The organism is Paraburkholderia fungorum, assembly GCF_046027605.1.
Classification (GTDB): Bacteria; Pseudomonadota; Gammaproteobacteria; order Burkholderiales; family Burkholderiaceae; genus Paraburkholderia; species Paraburkholderia fungorum_F.
Window position 1 is genome coordinate 262467 of the sequence record NZ_JAQQEF010000002.1, and the last position, 19175, is coordinate 281641.

The 19175-nt window shown below is 63.5% G+C and carries 15 protein-coding genes; 4 read left to right on the forward strand and 11 right to left on the reverse strand.

Features of this window, described 5'->3' with window-relative positions:
• Positions 1 to 9: 9 nt before the first annotated feature.
• The 5 genes from PQR53_RS04535 to PQR53_RS04555 form a co-directional block, all read right to left on the reverse strand.
• Positions 10 to 705 (reverse strand): TetR/AcrR family transcriptional regulator, encoded by a 696-nt coding sequence (locus PQR53_RS04535; RefSeq protein WP_408451384.1) that lies wholly within the window; start codon positions 703 to 705, stop codon positions 10 to 12.
• Between the two features lie 142 nt (positions 706 to 847).
• Positions 848 to 2212 (reverse strand): NAD(P)/FAD-dependent oxidoreductase, encoded by a 1365-nt coding sequence (locus PQR53_RS04540; protein WP_408451385.1) that lies wholly within the window; start codon positions 2210 to 2212, stop codon positions 848 to 850.
• A gap of 131 nt (positions 2213 to 2343) precedes the next feature.
• Positions 2344 to 3132, reverse strand: a complete 789-nt coding sequence (locus PQR53_RS04545) for an anti-sigma factor (RefSeq protein WP_408451386.1) — start codon at positions 3130 to 3132, stop codon at positions 2344 to 2346.
• A complete protein-coding gene (locus tag PQR53_RS04550) occupies positions 3132 to 3701 on the reverse strand; it encodes an RNA polymerase sigma factor (RefSeq protein ID WP_408451387.1) in 570 nt (189 codons plus the stop codon). The genes PQR53_RS04545 and PQR53_RS04550 overlap by 1 nt, the downstream gene beginning before the upstream one ends.
• A gap of 74 nt (positions 3702 to 3775) precedes the next feature.
• Entirely contained in the window at positions 3776 to 4708 is a 933-nt protein-coding gene (locus PQR53_RS04555) for a dihydrodipicolinate synthase family protein (protein ID WP_408451388.1), read from the reverse strand.
• A gap of 154 nt (positions 4709 to 4862) precedes the next feature.
• Between PQR53_RS04555 and PQR53_RS04560 the strand changes: the two genes are divergently transcribed.
• A complete protein-coding gene (locus tag PQR53_RS04560; RefSeq protein WP_408451389.1) occupies positions 4863 to 5870 on the forward strand; it encodes a LysR family transcriptional regulator in 1008 nt (335 codons plus the stop codon).
• Positions 5871 to 6042: 172 nt separating this feature from the next.
• Positions 6043 to 9123: a transglycosylase domain-containing protein gene (locus PQR53_RS04565; protein ID WP_408451390.1), complete on the forward strand. Its 3081-nt coding sequence runs from the start codon at positions 6043 to 6045 to the stop codon at positions 9121 to 9123.
• A 10-nt stretch (positions 9124 to 9133) separates the two neighbouring features.
• Here the strand turns inward: PQR53_RS04565 and PQR53_RS04570 are convergent, their stop codons facing one another.
• The 6 genes from PQR53_RS04570 to PQR53_RS04595 all read right to left on the reverse strand — a co-directional run bounded on the left by PQR53_RS04570 (position 9134) and on the right by PQR53_RS04595 (position 15801).
• Complete coding sequence (locus PQR53_RS04570) at positions 9134 to 10360, reverse strand: ROK family transcriptional regulator (RefSeq protein WP_408451391.1); 1227 nt, start codon at positions 10358 to 10360, stop codon at positions 9134 to 9136.
• A gap of 30 nt (positions 10361 to 10390) precedes the next feature.
• Positions 10391 to 11188: an ATP-binding cassette domain-containing protein gene (locus PQR53_RS04575; protein WP_323044956.1), complete on the reverse strand. Its 798-nt coding sequence runs from the start codon at positions 11186 to 11188 to the stop codon at positions 10391 to 10393.
• Between the two features lie 34 nt (positions 11189 to 11222).
• Complete coding sequence (locus PQR53_RS04580; RefSeq protein WP_179740864.1) at positions 11223 to 12209, reverse strand: ABC transporter permease; 987 nt, start codon at positions 12207 to 12209, stop codon at positions 11223 to 11225.
• Positions 12210 to 12390: 181 nt separating this feature from the next.
• A complete protein-coding gene (locus PQR53_RS04585; protein ID WP_408451392.1) occupies positions 12391 to 13395 on the reverse strand; it encodes a sugar ABC transporter substrate-binding protein in 1005 nt (334 codons plus the stop codon).
• 349 nt (positions 13396 to 13744) lie between these two features.
• Positions 13745 to 14506, reverse strand: a complete 762-nt coding sequence (locus tag PQR53_RS04590; protein WP_408451393.1) for a flagellar brake protein — start codon at positions 14504 to 14506, stop codon at positions 13745 to 13747.
• Positions 14507 to 14766: 260 nt separating this feature from the next.
• Positions 14767 to 15801: a LacI family DNA-binding transcriptional regulator gene (locus PQR53_RS04595; protein ID WP_408451394.1), complete on the reverse strand. Its 1035-nt coding sequence runs from the start codon at positions 15799 to 15801 to the stop codon at positions 14767 to 14769.
• 190 nt (positions 15802 to 15991) lie between these two features.
• On the opposite strand from PQR53_RS04595, the gene PQR53_RS04600 reads away from it, so the two are divergent.
• Complete coding sequence (locus PQR53_RS04600; protein WP_408451395.1) at positions 15992 to 17149, forward strand: ABC transporter ATP-binding protein; 1158 nt, start codon at positions 15992 to 15994, stop codon at positions 17147 to 17149.
• Positions 17150 to 17160: 11 nt separating this feature from the next.
• The gene (locus tag PQR53_RS04605) at positions 17161 to 19164 is read left to right on the forward strand and encodes a beta-galactosidase (RefSeq protein ID WP_408451396.1); all 2004 of its coding nucleotides are present in this window, start codon (positions 17161 to 17163) and stop codon (positions 19162 to 19164) included.
• Positions 19165 to 19175 lie beyond the last annotated feature (11 nt).

The following is a 19175-nucleotide window of genomic DNA, read 5'->3' on the forward strand; positions in this document are numbered from 1 at the left end:
AGCCTCGCCTCAGTCTTCCTTGCGCACGAAACGCAGCACGGCGTCGACGATCATCGCGCGATGCCGCGCACGCAGACGCGGGTGCGACGGATCGCGGCCGAACGCCGTACCGAAGGTATGACGATTACCCACGCGGTGAAAGCACAGCGAACTGATCATCAGGTGCAGGTCGATCGCATCGACGTCGCTGCGAAACTGTCCCGAGGCAATACCGCGTGAGAGCAGATCTTCGATCGTATGAATGACGGTGACGTTGCGGCCTTTGAAGCTTTTTACCTGCTCGACATACTTGGCGCCGTGAATATTCTCGATCGTCACGAGCCGCACGAAATCGCGCTGGCGATCGTGATAATCGAACGTGAATTCGACCAGCGCGCGCATGCCCTCGATCGGATCGAGCTCGCTGACGTGCAGATCCTGTTCGAGCGCGCGAATGTCGCCGTACACTTTTTCCAGCACGGCCTGGTACAACCCTTCTTTACTGCCGAAGTAGTAGTACAGCATGCGCTTGGTGGTGTTCGTGCGTTCCGCGATCGCGTCGACGCGCGCCCCGGTCAATCCCATCGCGGAGAACTCCTGGGTCGCGACCTCGAGAATGTTGCGCTTGGTCTGTTCGGGATCGTACTTGCGTCGGGCGTCGGTACGTGGAGCCTCGGACGCGATGCCGTTGGTATCAGGCTCGGCGGCCTTGCTTGCCTTTTTCATTGTGTATTCGAGCACCAGTGACGGCGCATTCTAACATGGCGAAACCGGCCTCTGGCCCGGCTCTCGGGCATCGGCGGCCGGGTCTTGCGCCGCGTATCGAGTCGCGTCATGGCGTGAGTCATGGCCTGAGTCATGACCCGAGTCACGGCGCCGGCCGGGTCGAGGGCCGCCGGGCGGCGAGTGCGTCGCGCGTCTGCATGGTGGTGTAGGTGAGTTGCGCGGCCGCGAGACCGAGCGCGCCATAGGCGGGCGTCAGACCGAAGGCCGCGAATGCGTCGGGCACCGGCCGTTCGCCGGAGATGGCCGCCGCCAGCAATTCGCCCGAGACGGTGGTCGGTGCCATACCGTGTCCGCCGAAGCCGACCGCGTACCAGACACCGTCCGTGCTGCGGCCGATTTGCGGCATCTTGTGCCGCGCGTAGCTCATCAGGCCGCCCCACGCGTGTTCGATTCGCACGTCGTGCAGTTGCGGATAGACCTTCAGCAGATCGCGCCGTAACAGCCGCGCGATCACCTCGGGAGCGCGATCGCGCACCGAGATGCGGCCGCCCCACAGGATGCGGGTGTCGGGCAGCGGGCGATAGTAGTCGAAGGCGAAGCGGGTGTCGTAGACGGCGGCGCGGGTGTCCATCGCCTCGTTCAGGCGTGCGCCGAGCGGTTCGGTGGCCATCACGTAGGTGGCGATCGGCAGCACCGCGCGCTCGACCCGTGCGTAGACGTTGCGCGCATAGCCGCCGCCGGCCATCACCACGTGGCGCGCTTCGAGCGCGCCGTGCGCCGTATGCACCACGAAACCGGCACCCTCGCGTCGGACGCCTTCGCGCCGGGCGTCGTCGCGCCGGGCGTCGTCACGCCGGGCGCCGCCGCGCTCCAGGCGCACAACCGGCGACTTCTCGTGAATCTGCACTCCCGCATGGGCCGCGGCGCTGGCGACCCCGAGCACATATTTCAGCGGATGAAAGTGGAACGCGTTGCGCTCGAACAGACCGCCGTGATAACGGCTCGTCTTCAGTTGTGAAGCGAGCGCCGTGGCCGACACCGGTTCCCACTCGACGCCGAACGAATCGCGCATCAAGCGCCGCTGCGTGTCGAGCCTCGCTGGTTCGTCGAACCAGTTGGCGAGGATCACGCCGGCGTCGGTCGCATCGCAATCGATACGGTAGCGCTGGATACGCTTGCGCATCAGATCGACGGCGTCGGTGGTCAGCGTATAGAGTTCGCGCGCGCGGACCGGCCCGAGGGTTTTCAGCAGATCCGCGCAATCGAGGCTGTAGCCGCCGAACACGAAGCCGCCGTTGCGGCCGGAGGCGCCGAAGCCCACCTGCTCGGCTTCGAGCACGGCGACGTCGGCGACGCCGCGCTCGGCGAGTCCCAACGCGGTGGACAAACCCGCGAGGCCGCCGCCAATGATGCAGACGTTGACGCTGCGCCGGCCGTTGAGCGGCGGGTAAGGGGACGAGTAGTGTCCGGCGGAGCGGGCAACAGTGGCTTCGTAAAAGCTTTGCATGGGGTCAAGAGTAGCGGGAATCTCACGCTCGCGTCCAGCCGTCTAACCCTGTCTGGATGTCGAACCGTCAAACGAAAGGCCGGCACCCGCATGCAGCGAACGCCGGCCTCGCCAGCCGCGTCTGAAACAGATCAGGACACCGGCAGCAGCTTGCCGCTGAACACCACTGGACCCGTCGGCGCGTTGTGATTGGGCGAGCCGCCCGGCGCTTCGATCGAGACCGCCAGCGCCGCGTAGCTTTCCGGCTTTTGCTGACCGGCCGTCACCTTGCCGCTGGCGCTGTCCGGCAGTAAGCCGAGCGACACCGGATGGCCATTGGCCGGAATGCCCCACAGCTCCATCGCCCGGCCGGCTGGCACATCGACCTTGCCGAGCGGATGTAGCGTCATGGTGGAATGGGCTTCGTCCCATGCGACCAGCATGACCGGATGCGTGTCCTTGTCATTCAGCACCGCGACGTGCGAAACCGCCGTTTCCGCTTGCTGCGCGACAGTCGGCGCGGTGGAAGGCGAAGGCGACACGCCGGCCGGCAGCAGCGAGCGCACGGCGACCACGACCGCGACGATGGCCAGCCCAGTGACGCCGAGTGCCCAGCCACGCCAGAACGCGAGATTCTCGAAGAGGCTGCCCGACGGACGCGCGGGTTTTTCGACCACGCTGCGTGGCCGTGCCGCCTCACGGGCGGCGCTTAAGCCGAGACGCCGTTCGATGGCATCCCACACGGCGGCCGGCGGCATGCGCGGCTCCGCGAGTTCGGCCAGCGGCGAGATGCGCCGCTGCCATTCGTCGACGGCCTGACGGACGACGGCGTCGCCGTCCACGTAGCGTTGAAAGCGGCGCCGGGCCCCGCCGCGCAGGGTGCCGAGCACGTACTCGGCGGCCAGCATATCGACCAGCTGAGGATCGCGATGGAGATTCATCACTCGCCTCCCAGACAGGTTTTCAGCTTGGCCAAGCCGCGCCGGATCCAGGATTTGATGGTGCCGAGCGGCACCGCCAACACTTCGGCGATCTCGCTATGGCTTTGATCGCGCAGGTAGGCGAGGGCCACCGCCTGGCGCTGCGCCGGTTCCAGTTGCTGCATGCAGCCGGCCAGCAAACGCGCCTGCAGGCTGACTGCGGTCAACGCTTCGGGATCCGGATCGCCGGTGGCCACGAGATCGTCCAACGCATCGCTCCATTCTGTTTCCTGCGTGTGGACCCGCCGCAGGTGATCGAGAGCACGGTTCCGGACGATCGCCGACATCCACGTCATCGGCGCGGACAATGCGCGGCGGTAGTCGCCGGCAAAGCGCCAGATATTGACGAAGCTGTCCTGCAGGACTTCTTCGGCCCACTCATGCTTGCTCAATATACGGAGCGCAAGGCCAAACAGTTTCGGGGCGGCGAGATCATATAGCTCGCGCAGTGCCCCGGCGTCTTCCCTGGCAATGCGTTCGAGCAGCTCGGCGAGGGTTTCCGGCGTCAGTTCTCGAGGATTGGCGGTCATGGAAAATGGAGTGGTGGGCTTGCGGGCCTATGTTACTCAATTTCCTCCTGATCTAATTCAATTTCCTGCTGGTCTTATCTATCCCACCGCAGCACCAGAGGATCGAGCCGGCGCGCGACCTTCAGCAAGCCCGCGCGCGTCGCCGGATGCATGGGCGGCAAGGGGTGGCGTACCGCGTCCGATCGAATCACCCCGCCTTCCTTCATCAGCGCCTTGCACGACGCGAGACCGCCCTGGCGGTTTTCGTAGTTGATGAGCGGCAGCCACTGCTGATAGTGGGCGGCGGCCACTTCGGTGTCGCCTGCCGCATAGGCGTCGATAATCAGACGGATGCCGTCCGCGTAACCGCCGCCGGTCATCGAACCGGTTGCGCCCGCATCGAGGTCGGCCATCAGCGTGATCGCTTCTTCGCCGTCCCAGGGACCCACCACGGCGTCGCCGCCCAGTTCGATCAGTTCGCGCAGCTTGTTCGCTGCCTGCGGCACTTCGATCTTGAAGTACGACACGTTCTGCAGTTCACGCGCCATGCGCGCGAGAAACGGCGCGGACAACGCCGTGCCGCTAACGGGCGCGTCCTGGATCATGATCGGAATCCCGATCGCGTCGGACACCGTGCGATAGAACTCATAGATGCCGCGCTCGCCGATGCGGATCGTCGCGCCGTGATACGGCGGCATGATCATCACCATCGCGGCGCCCGCGGCTTGCGCGCTGCGGCTGCGTTCGGCGCACTGGTGCGAGCTGAAATGCGTGGTCGTGACGATCACCGGCACGCGGCCGGCAACATGCTCCAGCACCAGATGCATCAGCGTGTTGCGCTCGTCGTCGGAGAGCGCGAACTGCTCGGAGAAGTTGGCCAGAATGCACAGGCCATTGGAACCCGCATCGATCATGAAATCGATGCAGCGTTTCTGCCCTTCCAGGTCGAGACGGCCGGCCTCGTCGAAGATGGTCGGCGCGACGGGGAACACGCCGCGCAATGGAACAGGGTGGTGGGTTTGGGTCATGGCGATGTGTGTTGCAAGTTATGTTGGGGTAGTCAGGCGTGGGTCTTTGAATGTCTCCTTCGCTGACTATACGGCTGTGGGTGTGGCGGGTATATTGAATTGTTTCCATCTTGTGATCGCTTTTGCGACTCACCCCGCCGCTGCCCGCCAATCCATGAAAGACACCCTGAACGTTCTGTTGTCCAGGCTGCGTATGAAGCAACTGCAACTGCTGATCGCGCTCGACGACCACACCTCGCTGCACAAGGCCGCGAGCACGATGTCGATGACGCAATCGGCCGCCAGCAAAGCGCTGCAGGAGCTGGAGTCGATGCTGGAGGCGCCGCTCTTCGAGCGCTCGAAGAGCGGCATGATTCCGAACCAGCTCGGCCATTGCGTGATCCGCTACGCGCGGCTCATGGCAACCGACCTCACCGCGTTGTGCCAGGACGTTGCCGAGATACGTTCCGGGCGCGGCGGGCGTCTCGCGATCGGGGCGATCATGGGCGCGATTCCCGAACGCGTGGTGCCGGCGCTGAATGAACTGCATGCCGGGCAGCCGGGCCTGTCGATCGAAGTGATGGAAGACACGAGCGCGCGCATGCTGCTGCAACTCGACGAAGGCCGGCTCGATCTGGTGATCGGGCGCGCAACGGTTGCCGCCGATCCGTCGAAATACCACTATCGTCCGCTGGGTGATGAGCCGTTATCCGTGGTGGTCGGTTATAGCCATCCGCCCTTGCCCAGGAAGGAGATGAAACTGCGTGAGCTGGCCGGCCATCGCTGGGTGATGTATCCGTCGCATATGCCATTGCATGCGTTGCTCGAACGGGAGATGGACCTGGCGGGTCTGGAGATGCCGGATAACCCGATCTCGACCGCCTCCACCTTCGTGACGGTGGCGCTGCTGCAAAGCAGCGCCGATCTGGTTTCGCTTTTGCCGACCGAGATCGCGGCGTTGTTCGTGCGGCAGAAAATGTTGCGCTTCGTGCCCGTCAAACTGAAGTCGCCTTCGCAAACTTTCGGCATTGTGACGCGCAAAGGCGGCGTGCTGTCGCCGGCGGCCGAGCAATTCATCGAGTTGCTGCGTAGCCGGAAAGTCGGGCAGGCGCTGACGAAAGGGGGGAAATCGACTGACACAGAAGCAAAAAACCGCCTGAAACAGCGGTTTTCCGACGCGTGAAAGACGTCCAATATCTCACGCCAATCAACGCTCCGCCATGTCGCGTGGTGGGGTGTTGCTGCGGCGACACTGTCGGGTAAATCCGAACCGATTACCCATTCACGTTCCGCGCTACACTTGACCGAAGGTGCGCCAGGTTTTAGAGCATGGCGCCCGCTCGGGGGGAGCAGCCATGAATCGGCCACTGGTTCGATTACCGCTTCGCGCGACAGGCACGGCGCCCGTCAGGAAGTGGCTCAAATGGGGGCTGGCGGCGGCATTTCTGCTCGCGCTGGCGGTGGCGGCCCGCTTGATCCAGGTCGAGATCGAAACGTCGCGGCTGCAGGCACGCTATCTCTCCGAACTCACGCGCGACGTGGGTTTTTCCGTCGCCGACGGTCCAAGCCATTCCATCCGCTTTCCTCAAGCTGACAAAGGCCCCTACGACAGCCGCCTCGGCTATGCGTTGCTGCCGTCGTTCCAGCAGCGTTTGCTCGAACGCGGGTTTGAAGTCAGCGCGCAATCGCGCGATTCCGAGCGGATGCTGTCGCTGGCGGATAACGGTTTATTTATTCCCTACGCCGAAAAAGATCAGGCGGGGCTGCAACTCTTCGACGGGACCGGCGCGCCGCTCTTTGGTGCGCAGTTTCCAAGCCGCGTTTATGACGGTTTCGATTCGATCCCGCCGCTGGTCGTCAATTCGCTGCTTTTTATCGAAGACCGCTATCTGCTCGATCCGGATCAGCCGAACCGCAATCCGGCGATCGATTGGGGGCGCTTTAGCCATGCGCTAGTCGATCAGGGGGCGCGTGTATTCAACCGTCATCAATCGACGCCCGGCGGCAGCACTCTGGCTACCCAGATCGAGAAATTCCGCCACTCGGCGGGCGGCCGCACCGCGACGCCGCCGGAAAAATTGCGGCAAATCGCTTCGGCCTCGGTGCGCGCTTATCTGAATGGTCCGCAGACCATGCCCGCGCGCCAGCAGATCGTCGTCCGCTATCTCAACTCGGTGCCGCTTGCGGCGCAACCGGGCCTCGGCGAAATCAACGGGATGGGTGACGGGCTCGCCGCCTGGTACGGTCGCGATTTCAACGACGTCAATCGCATCCTGAAGGCGCCGTCGACGGAAGCGAACCTGCCGGAGCAGGGCGTGGCGTTTCGCCAGGTGCTCTCGCTGATGATCGCGCAACGTGCGCCGTCATATTTCCTGCATCGCGACTATGCCGAACTCGAACGTCTGACGGATAGTTATTTACGGTTGCTGGGGAACGGCGGCGTCATATCGATGCCGTTGCGCGATGCCGCGCTGTCCGCGCAAGTGGCGTTGCGCCACGCGCCGAACCCGACGCAGAACGTGGACTCGTTCGTGTCGCGCAAGGCCGTGACGTCGATGCGCTCGCATCTATTGGCGGCGCTCGGCATCCCAAGTTTCTATGAACTCGACCGGCTCGATTTGCAGGCGAAGGGCACACTCAACAATGCCGTGCAGCAGGCCGTGAGTGACCGGCTCGCCGCGGCCGCAACGCGCGACGGTGCGAAAGCCGCCGGTCTGGTCGGCTATGAAATGCTGCGCGCCTCCGACGATCCGTCGAGAATCGCCTATAGCTTCACGCTGTTCGAACGGCGCGATGGCGCCAACCTCGTGCGGGTGCAAACCGATAGCGTGAACCAGCCGTTCGACATCAACTCCGGCGCCCGATTGAATCTCGGTTCGACTGCAAAACTGCGTACCGTGGTGACCTATTTGCAGATCGTCTCCGATCTGCATGCGCGTTATGCACCGCTGAGCACCACGGAGCTGAAAGCCGTGAAGCCCGATCCGAACGATCAGCTCACGCGCTGGGCGCTCGATTATCTGACGCATACCTCGGACCGCTCGCTGCAGGCCATGCTCGATGCGGCCGTCGAGCGCAAATATTCGGCCAGTCCGGGCGAAACGTTTTACACGGGCGGCGGCGCGCAAACCTTCAACAACTTCGAAGCCGACGACAACAGCCGCATTCTCACCGTGCACCGCGCATTCCAGCATTCGGTGAATCTGGTGTTCGTGCGGCTGATGCGCGATATCGTCCACTACGAGATGGTGCAGACCACCGGAGCGTCGTCGCAATGGCTGGGCGATCCGGCGATCCGCAAGATGTATCTCACGCGTTTCGCCGATCAGGAAAGCCGCGTGTACATGAATCGTTTCTACACGAAGTATCACGGCAAAACCCCCGATCAGGCGCTCTCTTTGCTGTTGCTCGGCGTACGCAAATCGCCGCCTAAAGTGGCGACGGTATTGCGCAGCGTCGCGCCGGATGAATCGAATGCATGGTTCAACGCGAAGATGCGTGCCGCGCTGAAGAACACACCGGCGGCCTCCGTGCTTGACGATGAGGATCTGGCCAACCTGTACGCCAAATACGCAATCGACCGTTTCAATCTGAACGACCGCGGCTACATTTCGAGCGTGCATCCGCTGGAACTGTGGACGCTCAACTATCTGCGCGCCCATCCCGAGGCGACGCTCGATCAGGTACAGAAAGCCAGCAGCGAGGTGCGTCTGTCGACCTATTCGTGGCTCTTCAAGACGCGCTATCACGCCACTCAGGATCGCCGCATCAAGCGGATGGTCGAGCTGCGCGCCTACGATGCGATCGGCAAATCGTGGCAGGCGCTTGGTTATCCGTTCGCGACGCTCACGCCCTCGTATGCAGCGGCGATTGGCGCATCCGGTGATCGGCCGGCCGCGCTCGCGCAACTGATCGGCGTGATTGCCAACGGCGGCAACAAGGTGCCGACCGAAAGCCTCACGCAACTCGATTTCGCGAAAGACACGCCATACGAAACGCATTTCCAGCGGGCAGCCGTGGCGCCGCAACAGCAGTTGTCGCCAGAGATTGCCGGGGTGGTCAGAGTGCTATTGCGCGATGTCGTATTGGGCGGCACGGCCAAGCGTCTCGCGCAGGGCATGACGTTCCCCAATGGTCAGACACTCGAGATTTACGGCAAGACCGGCACCGGCGATCAGCGCTTCAATGTGTGGGCCAAAGGCGCGCGGCTGATCGAGTCGCGCAAGGTGAATCGCAGCGCGACGTTCGTCTTTGTGATGGGAGACCGCTTCTATGGCACGCTGACTGCCTACGTGCATGAACCGTATGCGGCGCGCTACGAGTTCACGAGTGCGCTCTCGGTGCAGTTGCTGAAGTCGCTCGCGCCGGTGTTGCAGCCTTTGCTGAATGATCCGCCTGCGACAACCGCTTCTATCGCGAAGGTGGCCGCGCAATGAGCAACGCGGTCTAATAACCCGCGTCGGTCGCCGGCTTGAGGAATAGCTCGTGCACGGGCGCGAAATGCGCGTACAACGGCAGAATCGCACCGCCCATCGCGCGGGCGTCGGCACCGATGGTGCCTTCCAATAGTTGCGGGCGCACCATTCCCTCCCATTCAAAGCGATCGAGCACGCGCTCGGTCCGTCGGATGATTTCGCGGACCAGTTGCCGGTCGAGTTCGCCGTCGATCACCACCGCTTCCAGGTCGAGCAAGGCGGCGGCATTGGTCAACGCACTGGCGATCGCGGGGCAAGCGGTGTCGAGCCATTGTTCGGTCTGCCGCCAGAGTTCCGGCGACAACGCGCGATGGTCATGCGCGGCGGCGGACGGCGCCCCCGCGTTGCTCAACAACTGTTCCAGAACGAAACCCGATGCCGCGTGCAGCAGTTGCCGCGCCGGTTTGCGCGCGCTGCCGTCTTTCAACGGAATCGAGCCCACCGCGCCTGCGTTGTCATGCGGTCCGCTATGCAAACGGCCGTCGATCACCAGCCCGCCGCCGATAAACGTGCCGACGAACAGGTAGAGAAAGTTATGAATCCCGCGGCCCTGGCCCATCACGAGTTCGGCGGCGCAGGCGGCGGTAGTGTCCTTGGCGAATTCGACGGGTAAGCCTGTCATGGTCGCGACGCGGCTGCGCAAGTCGATCTCATGCCACGCTTCCAGCGCGTCCGGCGGTGCGCCGAGAAAGTCGCGCCAGCCGCCGAGCCACAACGGCGCCGCAACACCTACGCCCACCACTTTGTTCGCCTTCGCGCCGAGCGTCTGGTTCATGCGCGCCAGTTTGCTTTCGAGCGCAGGGAACAGTGCGTGCGGATCGGGATAGGCATACTCGACTACATCGCGACACACCACGTGGCCGGCGAAATCCATCGCCAGCACGTCGAGACTGCGCCGCCCCACCTTGATGCCGATGGTGTACGCGCCATCCGCATGCAACGCGATCGGCACCGACGGCTGGCCGATCCTGCCACGTACGCGCGCCTGCTTCTCGAGCAGGCCGTCGTCGATCAGACGGTCGACGATCATCGACACCGTCTGCATCGACAGACGCGTGAGGCGGCCCACGTCGGCTTTCGGCAGCGGGCCATGCAAGCGGATCGCCTGCAGGACGATCCGTTCGTTGAACTGCCGCATGCCGACCTGATTCGAGCCGACCGTGCGTTTGAGCGGCGAGCGGGTGCCGGTGGTGTCCATCGTCGTGCGCCGCTCAGATGAGTGCGGGCATCATGCAATCGCCTTGACGTCCGCTTCCTTCGCGCCCGTCATGATCGCCACGGCCTCCGACATGTGAATGTCTTTCGTGTTCACCACTGCCGCGCGCCGGCCGAGCCGCTGGATATGAATGCGGTCCGCGACTTCGAACACGTGCGGCATGTTGTGGCTGATCAGGATCACCGGCAAGCCGCGTTCGCGCACGCGGCGGATCAGTTCGAGCACCATGTTGCCTTCTTTCACGCCAAGCGCGGCGGTGGGCTCGTCGAGAATCACCACGTGCCGCGCAAACGCAGCGCTGCGCGCCACGGCAACACCTTGACGCTGACCGCCAGAGAGCGTTTCGACCGCCTGGCGCATCGAACGGATGCCGATCTGCAGATCCTTCATATGCGCGGTGGCTTCGTCGAGCATGCGGCGCTTGTCGATCATCTTGAAGATCGAGCCGCGCCAGCCGGGTTTGACAAGCTCACGCGCGAGAAACAGGTTTTCGGCGATGCTCATGGCGGGCGCCACCGCGAGTTCCTGGTAGACGGTTTCGATGCCTTGGGCGCGCGCATCCAGCGGGCTGCGGAATTTGACCGGCTTGCCGTCGAGCAGGATTTCGCCTTCATCGGGGACGGTGGCGCCCGAAAGCGCCTTGATCAACGACGATTTACCCGCGCCGTTGTCGCCGATCACAGCGAGAATCTCGCCGGGCAAGACCTCGAAATCACAGCCGTCGAGCGCGGTGACGTTGCCGTAACGTTTGACGAGTCCGCGCGCCTGCAGAACCGGCATCACGGCAGAAGCGGAAGTAGGTGTCGACATGACAGGCCCCAGGCAAAGTAGTTGCGGTGAATGCTCAACCGCGACGATGGGAAAGTTTGTCCGCGGCCACCGCGAGAATCACCAGCATGCCGGTGATCAACACCTGGTAGACCGAAGAGACGCCGATCAGCGTCAAGCCATTGCGAAACACGCCGACGATCAACGCGCCGAGCAGCGTGCCGACAATCGAGCCGCGTCCGCCGAACAGACTGGTGCCGCCCAGCACCACGGCCGTGATGCTGTCGAGGTTCTCGGTTTGCCCGGCCTGCGGATCACCGACGCCGGTGCGCGACACCGACAACAGCGCGGCAATCCCGTAGATCGCACCGGCCAGCGAATACACGATCAACAAAATCTTCTGCGACGAGAGGCCCATCAGGCGCGCCGCTTCGGGGTTGTTGCCGAGCGCGTACAGATGCCGGCCGGGCACCGTGTCGCGCAGGACGAACCACGTGGCGAGATACATCAGCAGCGTGAGCACCGTGCCGTAGGTGACATCGGCGGGGCCGAGCTTGAATGTGTTGCCGAAGAACATGATCGCGTCCGGCAGGTTCGAGACGCTCTCCGCGTTCGAATAGATCTGCGTGAGCGCGAACGCGATGTTCAGCGTACCCAGCGTGACGATAAAGGCCGGCAGTTTGATGCGGGTGATCAGCACGCCGTTGAGCGCGCCGAACAGCGTGCTCGCGGCGATCCCGCACAGAATCGCGAGAACGGGCGGCACACCGAGTGTGACCGCGAACTTGGTCATGATGATCGAACCGAACGCCATCACCATCCCGCACGACAGATCGATCCCGCCGGTCAGGACGATCAGCGTCTGGCCGATGGCGATGACGGCGACCACCATCGTCTGTTGCAGGATCAGCGAGAGGTTCTGGAACGACAGGAACCGGTTGCTTTGCGAAATGAAGAAGCCGCAGGCCAGCACCAGCGCGATCAGCGGTCCGATTTCGGCGAGGGACGGCAAGCGGTCGGCGAAGGTGCGCGAGTGGGCGGCGGGCGCGGAAGGAGTCGACATGATAGGTGTCCTCGATGCATGAGCGTGGCGGGCTGGCCACGTGGCGAATACGGAGGCCGGCTGTCCGGCGGGCGGCAATCCGGCGGCCGGCTGTATAGCAGGCGGCGATCCGAAGGCAGGCGGTCCAGCGATCCGGCGATCCGAGGGCGGCCCCGCGCAGCGGGCCGCCACTCAACGCTGGTTACTTATTGCCCCAACAGTTATCCACGCCGAACTTCGTATCCTTGCTGTCGACGCCGGACATCGGCTTGTCCGTGATCAGCGTCACGCCCGTGTCCTGATAGCCGGAGACTTTCTTGCCGGTCTTCGCATACTCGACACCCGCCGTCACGCCGAGCGAGGCCATCTTCAACGGATACTGCTGCGAGGTCGCGGCAATCGCGCCGGCCTTCACGTTGCGTACGCCCTCACAGCCGCCGTCGATGGAAACGATCATCACGCTCTTATCCTTGCCCGCCGCTTTGAGCGCGCGATACGCACCCGCCGCGGCCGGTTCGTTGATCGTGTAGACCACGTTGATATCGGGTGACTTCTGCAGGCAGTTCTCCATCGCCGTCTGCCCCTTGGCCTGATCGCCGCGGGTGTCCTGGCTGCAGACGATCGACGCATCGCCTTCCTTCACGCCGAAGCCTTCCAGGAAGCCGTTGTGACGCAGCACGCCGACCGATACGCCGGGCGCGAGATCGAGCGTGGCGATCTTCGCGGGCTTGCCGTTCATCGCGGCTTTCGCGTACTTGCCGATCAGCACGCCGGCCTTGAAGTTGTCGGTGGCGAAGAGGGCGTCGGTGGCGTCTTGCGGATCGGTCGGCGTATCGAGCGCGACTACCATCACACCGGCGGCGCGCGCTTTCTTGATGCTCGGCACGATCGCCTTGGTATCGCTCGGCGTGATCAGAATCGCTTTCGCGCCGGCTGTCATCATGTTTTCGATGGCGGTGACCTGGCTCGCGTTGTCGCCGTCGAACTTGCCGGCCGCGGTGATCAGCTTGGCGCCGTCTTTCGAGGCAGCCGCTTCGGCGCCCTGTTTCATCTTCACGAAGAACGGGTTCGTGTCGGTCTTGGTGATGAGGCCGACCACGGGCTGGTCGGCTGCCTGGCTCGCGCTCGCGCACCACACGGCCGACGCCGCCACGCACATCGAGACGATTTTCCTGGCGACAGGATGCCTGCGGGAATTCAGATTCATGGGACGCTCCTCCGGTTATTGGCCACGCGTTGTGAAATGCGGGCAGCCATTTCTGTTGCGCACTAAATCATTCAGAGTGATTTAGTATGGCCTTGTGCCGCCGAACGTCAAGTTGCGCCGCAACGACGGGTAGCGAGAAAAGGCCTGCTCAAAATCCGGGGGAGGGCCTTGCGTGACAGGCTTTGCGGCAATTGGGCCGCGGCTCGCGTCAGGTCGGAGCCCAGGGTAAATCGGTAGTCACTTCGTCCTGCAATGCGCGCGTGGCGTGCCAACAGTGCGGCCGCATGCAAATCCCGCAAGCCGTTCTGGAATCCGATGCGATGGCGAGTCAGCCGGTGACTAAGGGTGCTTACCCGCGCGGCACGAGCGTTTGACGCCGGGTTTCGAGCTGCGTGACGACGCGCTGCAAGGTCCGCTCAGCCGGCCCCGGCATCTGCACGAACTTGCAGCCGATCACGAAGCGAAGATCGCCCTTGGCCGTTGTCAATCGACGCGGGGCGATGATTTCCAGATCGAGTCGCAGCGTGCCGAAGCTGCCGAGTTGCAGCGTCACATCGCGCAATACGGTGCCGCTTTCAAGCGAGCCGAAGCGCGTATCGGCGGTCTTCAACGCCACGCCGCCCAACGAAAGGTCCTGTAATTCCAGCCGGAACGAACCGCTGTCTTCATAGACGCCGCTTGCGATGTACGGATCCAGCACGGGTGTTGGCACGCGGAAAAACTCGCGGCGTTGAACGTAGTACAGGAGCGCAGGAAAGGAAGCCTCGAAAGCGGGGCGTCCTTCGAAGATGATCGGGTCGGCGTTGAGCGTCGTGAACTCCGTGCGAATGCCACCCGGCAGACTGCTGAAGATCAACTGGCGCGCGGACGCAAGCGCGTGATTGTCCGCCTCCACACTGCCCGCGTCGAAGATAAAGCGCGCGGCGCGCGAGTCGACTTCGAGTACCTGGGTGACGATCTGGCGGCCGTTGAATTCCATCGTCATGAAATCTTGTCCAGTCATCAGTTTGCGCAGACAAACCGCGATTTGCAGAGGATGTTGCAGTGCGAAGCGCGAGTCTGCTTCAGTAACCTGTTCAGCGACATCGGCGTCCAGAAGATCGGCAATCATTTGAGTATCCATGCTCGTTATGGCCTTGGCCCGGCCGGTTGGAGGAGCGCAATCGGCATGTAAGTCCCGCCGGCGCTCGGCCCTTTCCTGTTTGCCTGCCTGATTGCAGGGACCGTGCCAACTGCATGGATGGCTTGAACAAAGCTTTGGAATTGCCGCGAAGCCCCTTCATACGGGCGTTTGCGGGCGGCAGCGCCCGAGGCGCGGAGCGCTGTGGGTAGGGTTCGCTACGTAACGTGCCGAATGCTGTTACGGCCACATCACTTCGAACGCGGCGCTCCGGTCGATGCGCGCACAACCAGCTTCGGCGGCGAGGAAACCCGCATCGGCACGCTTGCCGGAGCCTTGCGACCCGCCTGCCCATACGACGATTCGATCAACTCGCGCAACAGCGATACCGCGAGATCGGCGACTTCGACAGTCGGCACGGCGACCGTCGTCAACGCAGGCCGTGACTCGCGCGCCAGCTGGATGTCCGTGATGCCGATCACGGACAGGTCGCCCGGCACGTTCAAACCGAGATCGGCGGCGGCATGCATCGCGCCGAGCGCCGGCAGATCGTTGGTCACGAAAATGGCGGTGAGCTTCGGATCGGCTTCGAGCAGCGCGCGCGCCGCGCTGTAGCCGCCTTGAATCGTATCGGGCGCATGCTTGACCCGGCCTTTCGGCACGCCGGCGGCACGCACTGCGTCGACAAACCCTTCGTAACGGGCCGCATGAATGCCCGAGGCCTTGCTGCCGACAATCGCGCCGATCCGCCGATGACCGAGCTCGAGCAAATGCGTGCCGGCCAATTCGCCCGCGAGACGAAAATCGACCGCCACACACGGTAGCCCCGGCGGATCATTGGGCCGCTCCCACATGCACAGCACCACCGGCGTCCCGCGCGTTTCGATCGTATGCAGGTCGGCGAACTCGAGGTTCGCATTCGTCACGAGCACGCCCTCGGAAAGCGTCCCGGCAATCTGGTCGAGATACGCGCGCCCGGTCACGGGGTCTTCGTTCGTATTGCAGATGATCAGGAAGTGGCCGCTGCTGCGCGCCGCGCGTTCCACCGCGAGCGCGAACTCCGGATAGAACGGATTGGCGATGCTCGACACCATCAACGCCAGCGTCGGTGCGCGGCCCTCGGCGAGCGCGCGGGCGGCGAGATGCGGGCGGTAGCCGAGCGCGTCGACGGCCTCCAGCACGCGCTGCCGGGTGGCGGCGCCGACCCGGCCGCGGTTGCGCAGCACGTTGGATACCGTGGCGGGCGTGACTCCCGCTTGACGCGCGACTTCACTCAATGTTGGCATAACATTCAATATTTGGGATGGGTGCCCGACATTTGCGTCGCGGCCCAAGGCGCGGCACCATTCGCCGCATACACAAAACGATATCGGAGACAGGCAAGGCCCAACGATCGCACGCGATCGATTTTTTCGGCCATGCTGATTAAGCGCTTAATCTCCGACATCGAGCCGATTAAATCACGGAGTCGAGGCGATGGCGAGCATTTCGTTGAGAGGCGTGCAGAAGGCGTATGGCGACGGCGCGCTGGTGATCCGCGAGGTCGACCTGGAGATCGGCGAGAACGAATTCTGCGTGTTTCTCGGTCCCTCCGGTTGCGGAAAATCCACCTTGCTGCGGATGATTGCCGGCCTCGAAGACGTGACCGACGGTGACCTCCTGATCGCGGATCGCCTCGTCAACGACGTGCCGGCTGCGCAGCGCGGCGTGGCGATGGTGTTCCAGAGCTACGCGCTGTTTCCGCATATGACCGTGTTCGAGAACATGGCCTTCGGCCTGAAGCTCGCTAAAACCCCCAAGGATGAAATCGACCGCAAGGTGCGCGAAGCCGCGCGCATTCTGCAACTGGAGGCGCTGCTCGAACGCCGGCCTAAAGCACTGTCAGGCGGCCAGCGGCAGCGCGTGGCGATCGGCCGGGCCATCGTGCGCGAACCGGGCGTGTTTCTGTTCGACGAACCGCTTTCCAATCTCGATGCGACGTTGCGCGGCCAGACCCGCGTCGAAATCGCGCGGCTGCATAAGCAGTTCGCCAAAGCCAGCGTCGTCTACGTCACGCACGACCAGATCGAAGCGATGACGCTCGCCGACAAGATCGTGTTGCTGCATGCCGGCAAGGACACCGAGCGCTACGGCAGCATCGCGCAGATCGGCGCACCGCTCGAGTTGTATCACCATCCCAGAAGCCGCTTTGTCGCTGGCTTCATCGGCTCGCCGCGCATGAATTTTCTGCCGGCGCGGGTGGCGTCGCTCGATCCGCAAGGCGTGCTTGTCACGCTCGACGGCACTTCCGAAACCGTGCGCGTGCTGGTTAGCGGCACTGGCCTCGAGGTCTCGCAAGCCATCACGCTCGGGGTGCGCCCGGAACACCTGGAATTTATCGACACAGCAGTTTCAGGAAACGCGCAAGACGCGATTCTGACCCGCACGGTGTCCCTCGTCGAACAACTCGGCGAGCACAGCTATGTGCACCTCGATCAGCCCGGCGGCGCCGCGCTGATCGCCAAGGCGCCGGGCGACACACGCCTCGCCTCCGGCGACAGCGCCAGCTTGCGCGTGCCGAGCCGTACCTGCCATCTGTTCACCGAAGACGGTTTTGCCGCCGCTTCGCTCGAATCCGTCGAACACTACGCATAAAGGACATTCGGATGCGCCTTGGAGTCTGTTATTACCCGGAACACTGGCCGGAGTCGATATGGGAAGACGACGCTCGCCGGATGAAATCGCTCGGCATCGAGCAGGTGCGGATCGCGGAATTCGCGTGGAGCCGGATCGAGCCAACGCCTGGCGAATACGACTGGGGCTGGCTCGATCGTGCGATCGACGTACTCGGCACGGCCGGTCTGCAGGTGGTGATGTGTACGCCGACCGCGACGCCGCCAAAATGGCTGATCGACCGCCATCCGGACATTTTGCCGATCGGTGCGGACGGCCGTCCTCGCGCCTTCGGCTCACGGCGTCATTACGATTTTTCGTCGCCTTCGTATTTCACGGCGTCGCAGCGGATCTGCACGGCGCTCGCCGAGCGTTATGGCAAGCATCCGGCCGTCGCTTACTGGCAGACCGATAACGAATTCGGTTGCCATCACACGGTGGTCAGCTATTCGCCGGCGGCAGTAGGGCGCTTTCGCGAATGGCTCAAGGCGCGCTATCAAACGATCGACGCATTGAACCGTGCGTGGGGCACGGTGTTCTGGAGCATGGAGTATCGCGGCTTCGACGAGATCGACGCACCAGTCGCCACGGTCACCGAAGCGCATCCGTCGCATCGGCTCGATTACCGTCGCTTTGCGTCCAACGAAGTGGCGCGTTACAACCGCATGCAAGTCGGGATCATCCGCGCGCATTCGCCGGGGCGGCCGGTTGCGCATAACTTCATGCAACTCTTTACCGAGTTCGATCACTACAAGGTGGCGGCCGATCTCGACGTCGCGACATGGGACAGCTATCCGCTCGGCGCACTCGAAGAGCAGTGGTTTGCGCCGGAGATAAAGGCGCGCTGGTTGCGCAGCGGGCATCCCGATTTCGCGTCGTTCAATCATGACGTGTATCGCGGCATGTCGAAGCTGCCGTTCTGGGTGATGGAGCAGCAGCCCGGTCCGGTGAACTGGGCGCAGTGGAATCCCGCGCCACTGCCGGGCATGGTGCGGCTGTGGAGTTGGGAGGCGTTCGCGCACGGCGCGGGCTGCGTGTCGTATTTCCGCTGGCGCCAGGCGCCGTTTGCGCAGGAGCAGATGCATGCCGGGTTAAACACGCCCGACAACCGGCTCGACGTAGGCGGCAGCGAGGCTGCGCAAGTCGCAGAAGAGATTCGTACGGTGCTCGCGGCAAATGTGGATGCGAATGCTGCGATTCGTTCGAAGGTCGCGCTGGTCTATGACTACGAAGCCAAGTGGCTCTTCGAGATTCATCCGCAGGGTGCGGATTTTCACTATCCGCGTTTTGCCTTCGAGTATTACTCGGCGCTGCGCTCGCTCGGACTCGATGTCGATATTGTGCCGGTCGATGCATCGCTCGACGGTTACCGGTTGATCGTCGTGCCGCCGTTGCCGGTCGTGCCTGACGATTTCGCCGCGCGGCTGGCAAGCTCGGGCGCGCAAGTCGTGTTTGGTCCGCGTACCGGTTCGAAGACTCAGGATTTGCAGATTCCGGCGAACCTGCCGCCGGGCGCGCTAGCTTCCGTGCTGCCGCTGCGTGTGTGGCGCGTCGAATCGCTGCGGCCGAATGTGACCGAAGCGGTGCGGCTGGTGGACAACAAGGACGCGACCGTGACGGACGGCGTCGCGCGCCACTGGCGTGATTTCATCGAGGGCGCCGCCGACGGCGCTGCAACGGATTGTCGTCTCGACGTGCGTGCCCGTTTCGCCGACGGCCATGCCGCCTACGTGAAAAGTGGCGCGTTTCACTACCTCGCGAGCCTGTTCGACGATGCGCTCACGGCGCGTCTGTTCGAGCGGATCGCCGAGGAAGCCGGCCTCGGCACGATAGCGCTCGGCGACAGCGTGCGCGTCAGCCGGCGCGGCGCGCTGACCTACGTATTGAACTACGGCGCTCAGACACACACGCTTGGCCAGATCGCGGACGATGCTTTCGTGATCGGTTCACGCACGATCGAACCGCAAGGCGTCGCCGTCTATCGCGCTGAAAAATGATCTGAAGTGCT

What these genes read in the sequence shown, in the direction of transcription:
- PQR53_RS04575 (WP_323044956.1), bottom strand. Translation starts at nt 11,188, where the DNA reads ATGTCGACACCTACTTCCGCTTCTGCCGTGATGCCGGTTCTGCAGGCG.
- PQR53_RS04600 (WP_408451395.1), top strand. Translation starts at nt 15,992, where the DNA reads ATGGCGAGCATTTCGTTGAGAGGCGTGCAGAAGGCGTATGGCGACGGC.
- PQR53_RS04560 (WP_408451389.1), top strand. Translation starts at nt 4,863, where the DNA reads ATGAAAGACACCCTGAACGTTCTGTTGTCCAGGCTGCGTATGAAGCAA.
- PQR53_RS04605 (WP_408451396.1), top strand. Translation starts at nt 17,161, where the DNA reads ATGCGCCTTGGAGTCTGTTATTACCCGGAACACTGGCCGGAGTCGATA.
- PQR53_RS04555 (WP_408451388.1), bottom strand. Translation starts at nt 4,708, where the DNA reads ATGACCCAAACCCACCACCCTGTTCCATTGCGCGGCGTGTTCCCCGTC.
- PQR53_RS04540 (WP_408451385.1), bottom strand. Translation starts at nt 2,212, where the DNA reads ATGCAAAGCTTTTACGAAGCCACTGTTGCCCGCTCCGCCGGACACTAC.
- PQR53_RS04580 (WP_179740864.1), bottom strand. Translation starts at nt 12,209, where the DNA reads ATGTCGACTCCTTCCGCGCCCGCCGCCCACTCGCGCACCTTCGCCGAC.
- PQR53_RS04550 (WP_408451387.1), bottom strand. Translation starts at nt 3,701, where the DNA reads ATGACCGCCAATCCTCGAGAACTGACGCCGGAAACCCTCGCCGAGCTG.
- PQR53_RS04590 (WP_408451393.1), bottom strand. Translation starts at nt 14,506, where the DNA reads ATGATTGCCGATCTTCTGGACGCCGATGTCGCTGAACAGGTTACTGAA.
- PQR53_RS04565 (WP_408451390.1), top strand. Translation starts at nt 6,043, where the DNA reads ATGAATCGGCCACTGGTTCGATTACCGCTTCGCGCGACAGGCACGGCG.
- PQR53_RS04585 (WP_408451392.1), bottom strand. Translation starts at nt 13,395, where the DNA reads ATGAATCTGAATTCCCGCAGGCATCCTGTCGCCAGGAAAATCGTCTCG.
- PQR53_RS04570 (WP_408451391.1), bottom strand. Translation starts at nt 10,360, where the DNA reads ATGGACACCACCGGCACCCGCTCGCCGCTCAAACGCACGGTCGGCTCG.
- PQR53_RS04535 (WP_408451384.1), bottom strand. Translation starts at nt 705, where the DNA reads ATGAAAAAGGCAAGCAAGGCCGCCGAGCCTGATACCAACGGCATCGCG.
- PQR53_RS04595 (WP_408451394.1), bottom strand. Translation starts at nt 15,801, where the DNA reads ATGCCAACATTGAGTGAAGTCGCGCGTCAAGCGGGAGTCACGCCCGCC.
- PQR53_RS04545 (WP_408451386.1), bottom strand. Translation starts at nt 3,132, where the DNA reads ATGAATCTCCATCGCGATCCTCAGCTGGTCGATATGCTGGCCGCCGAG.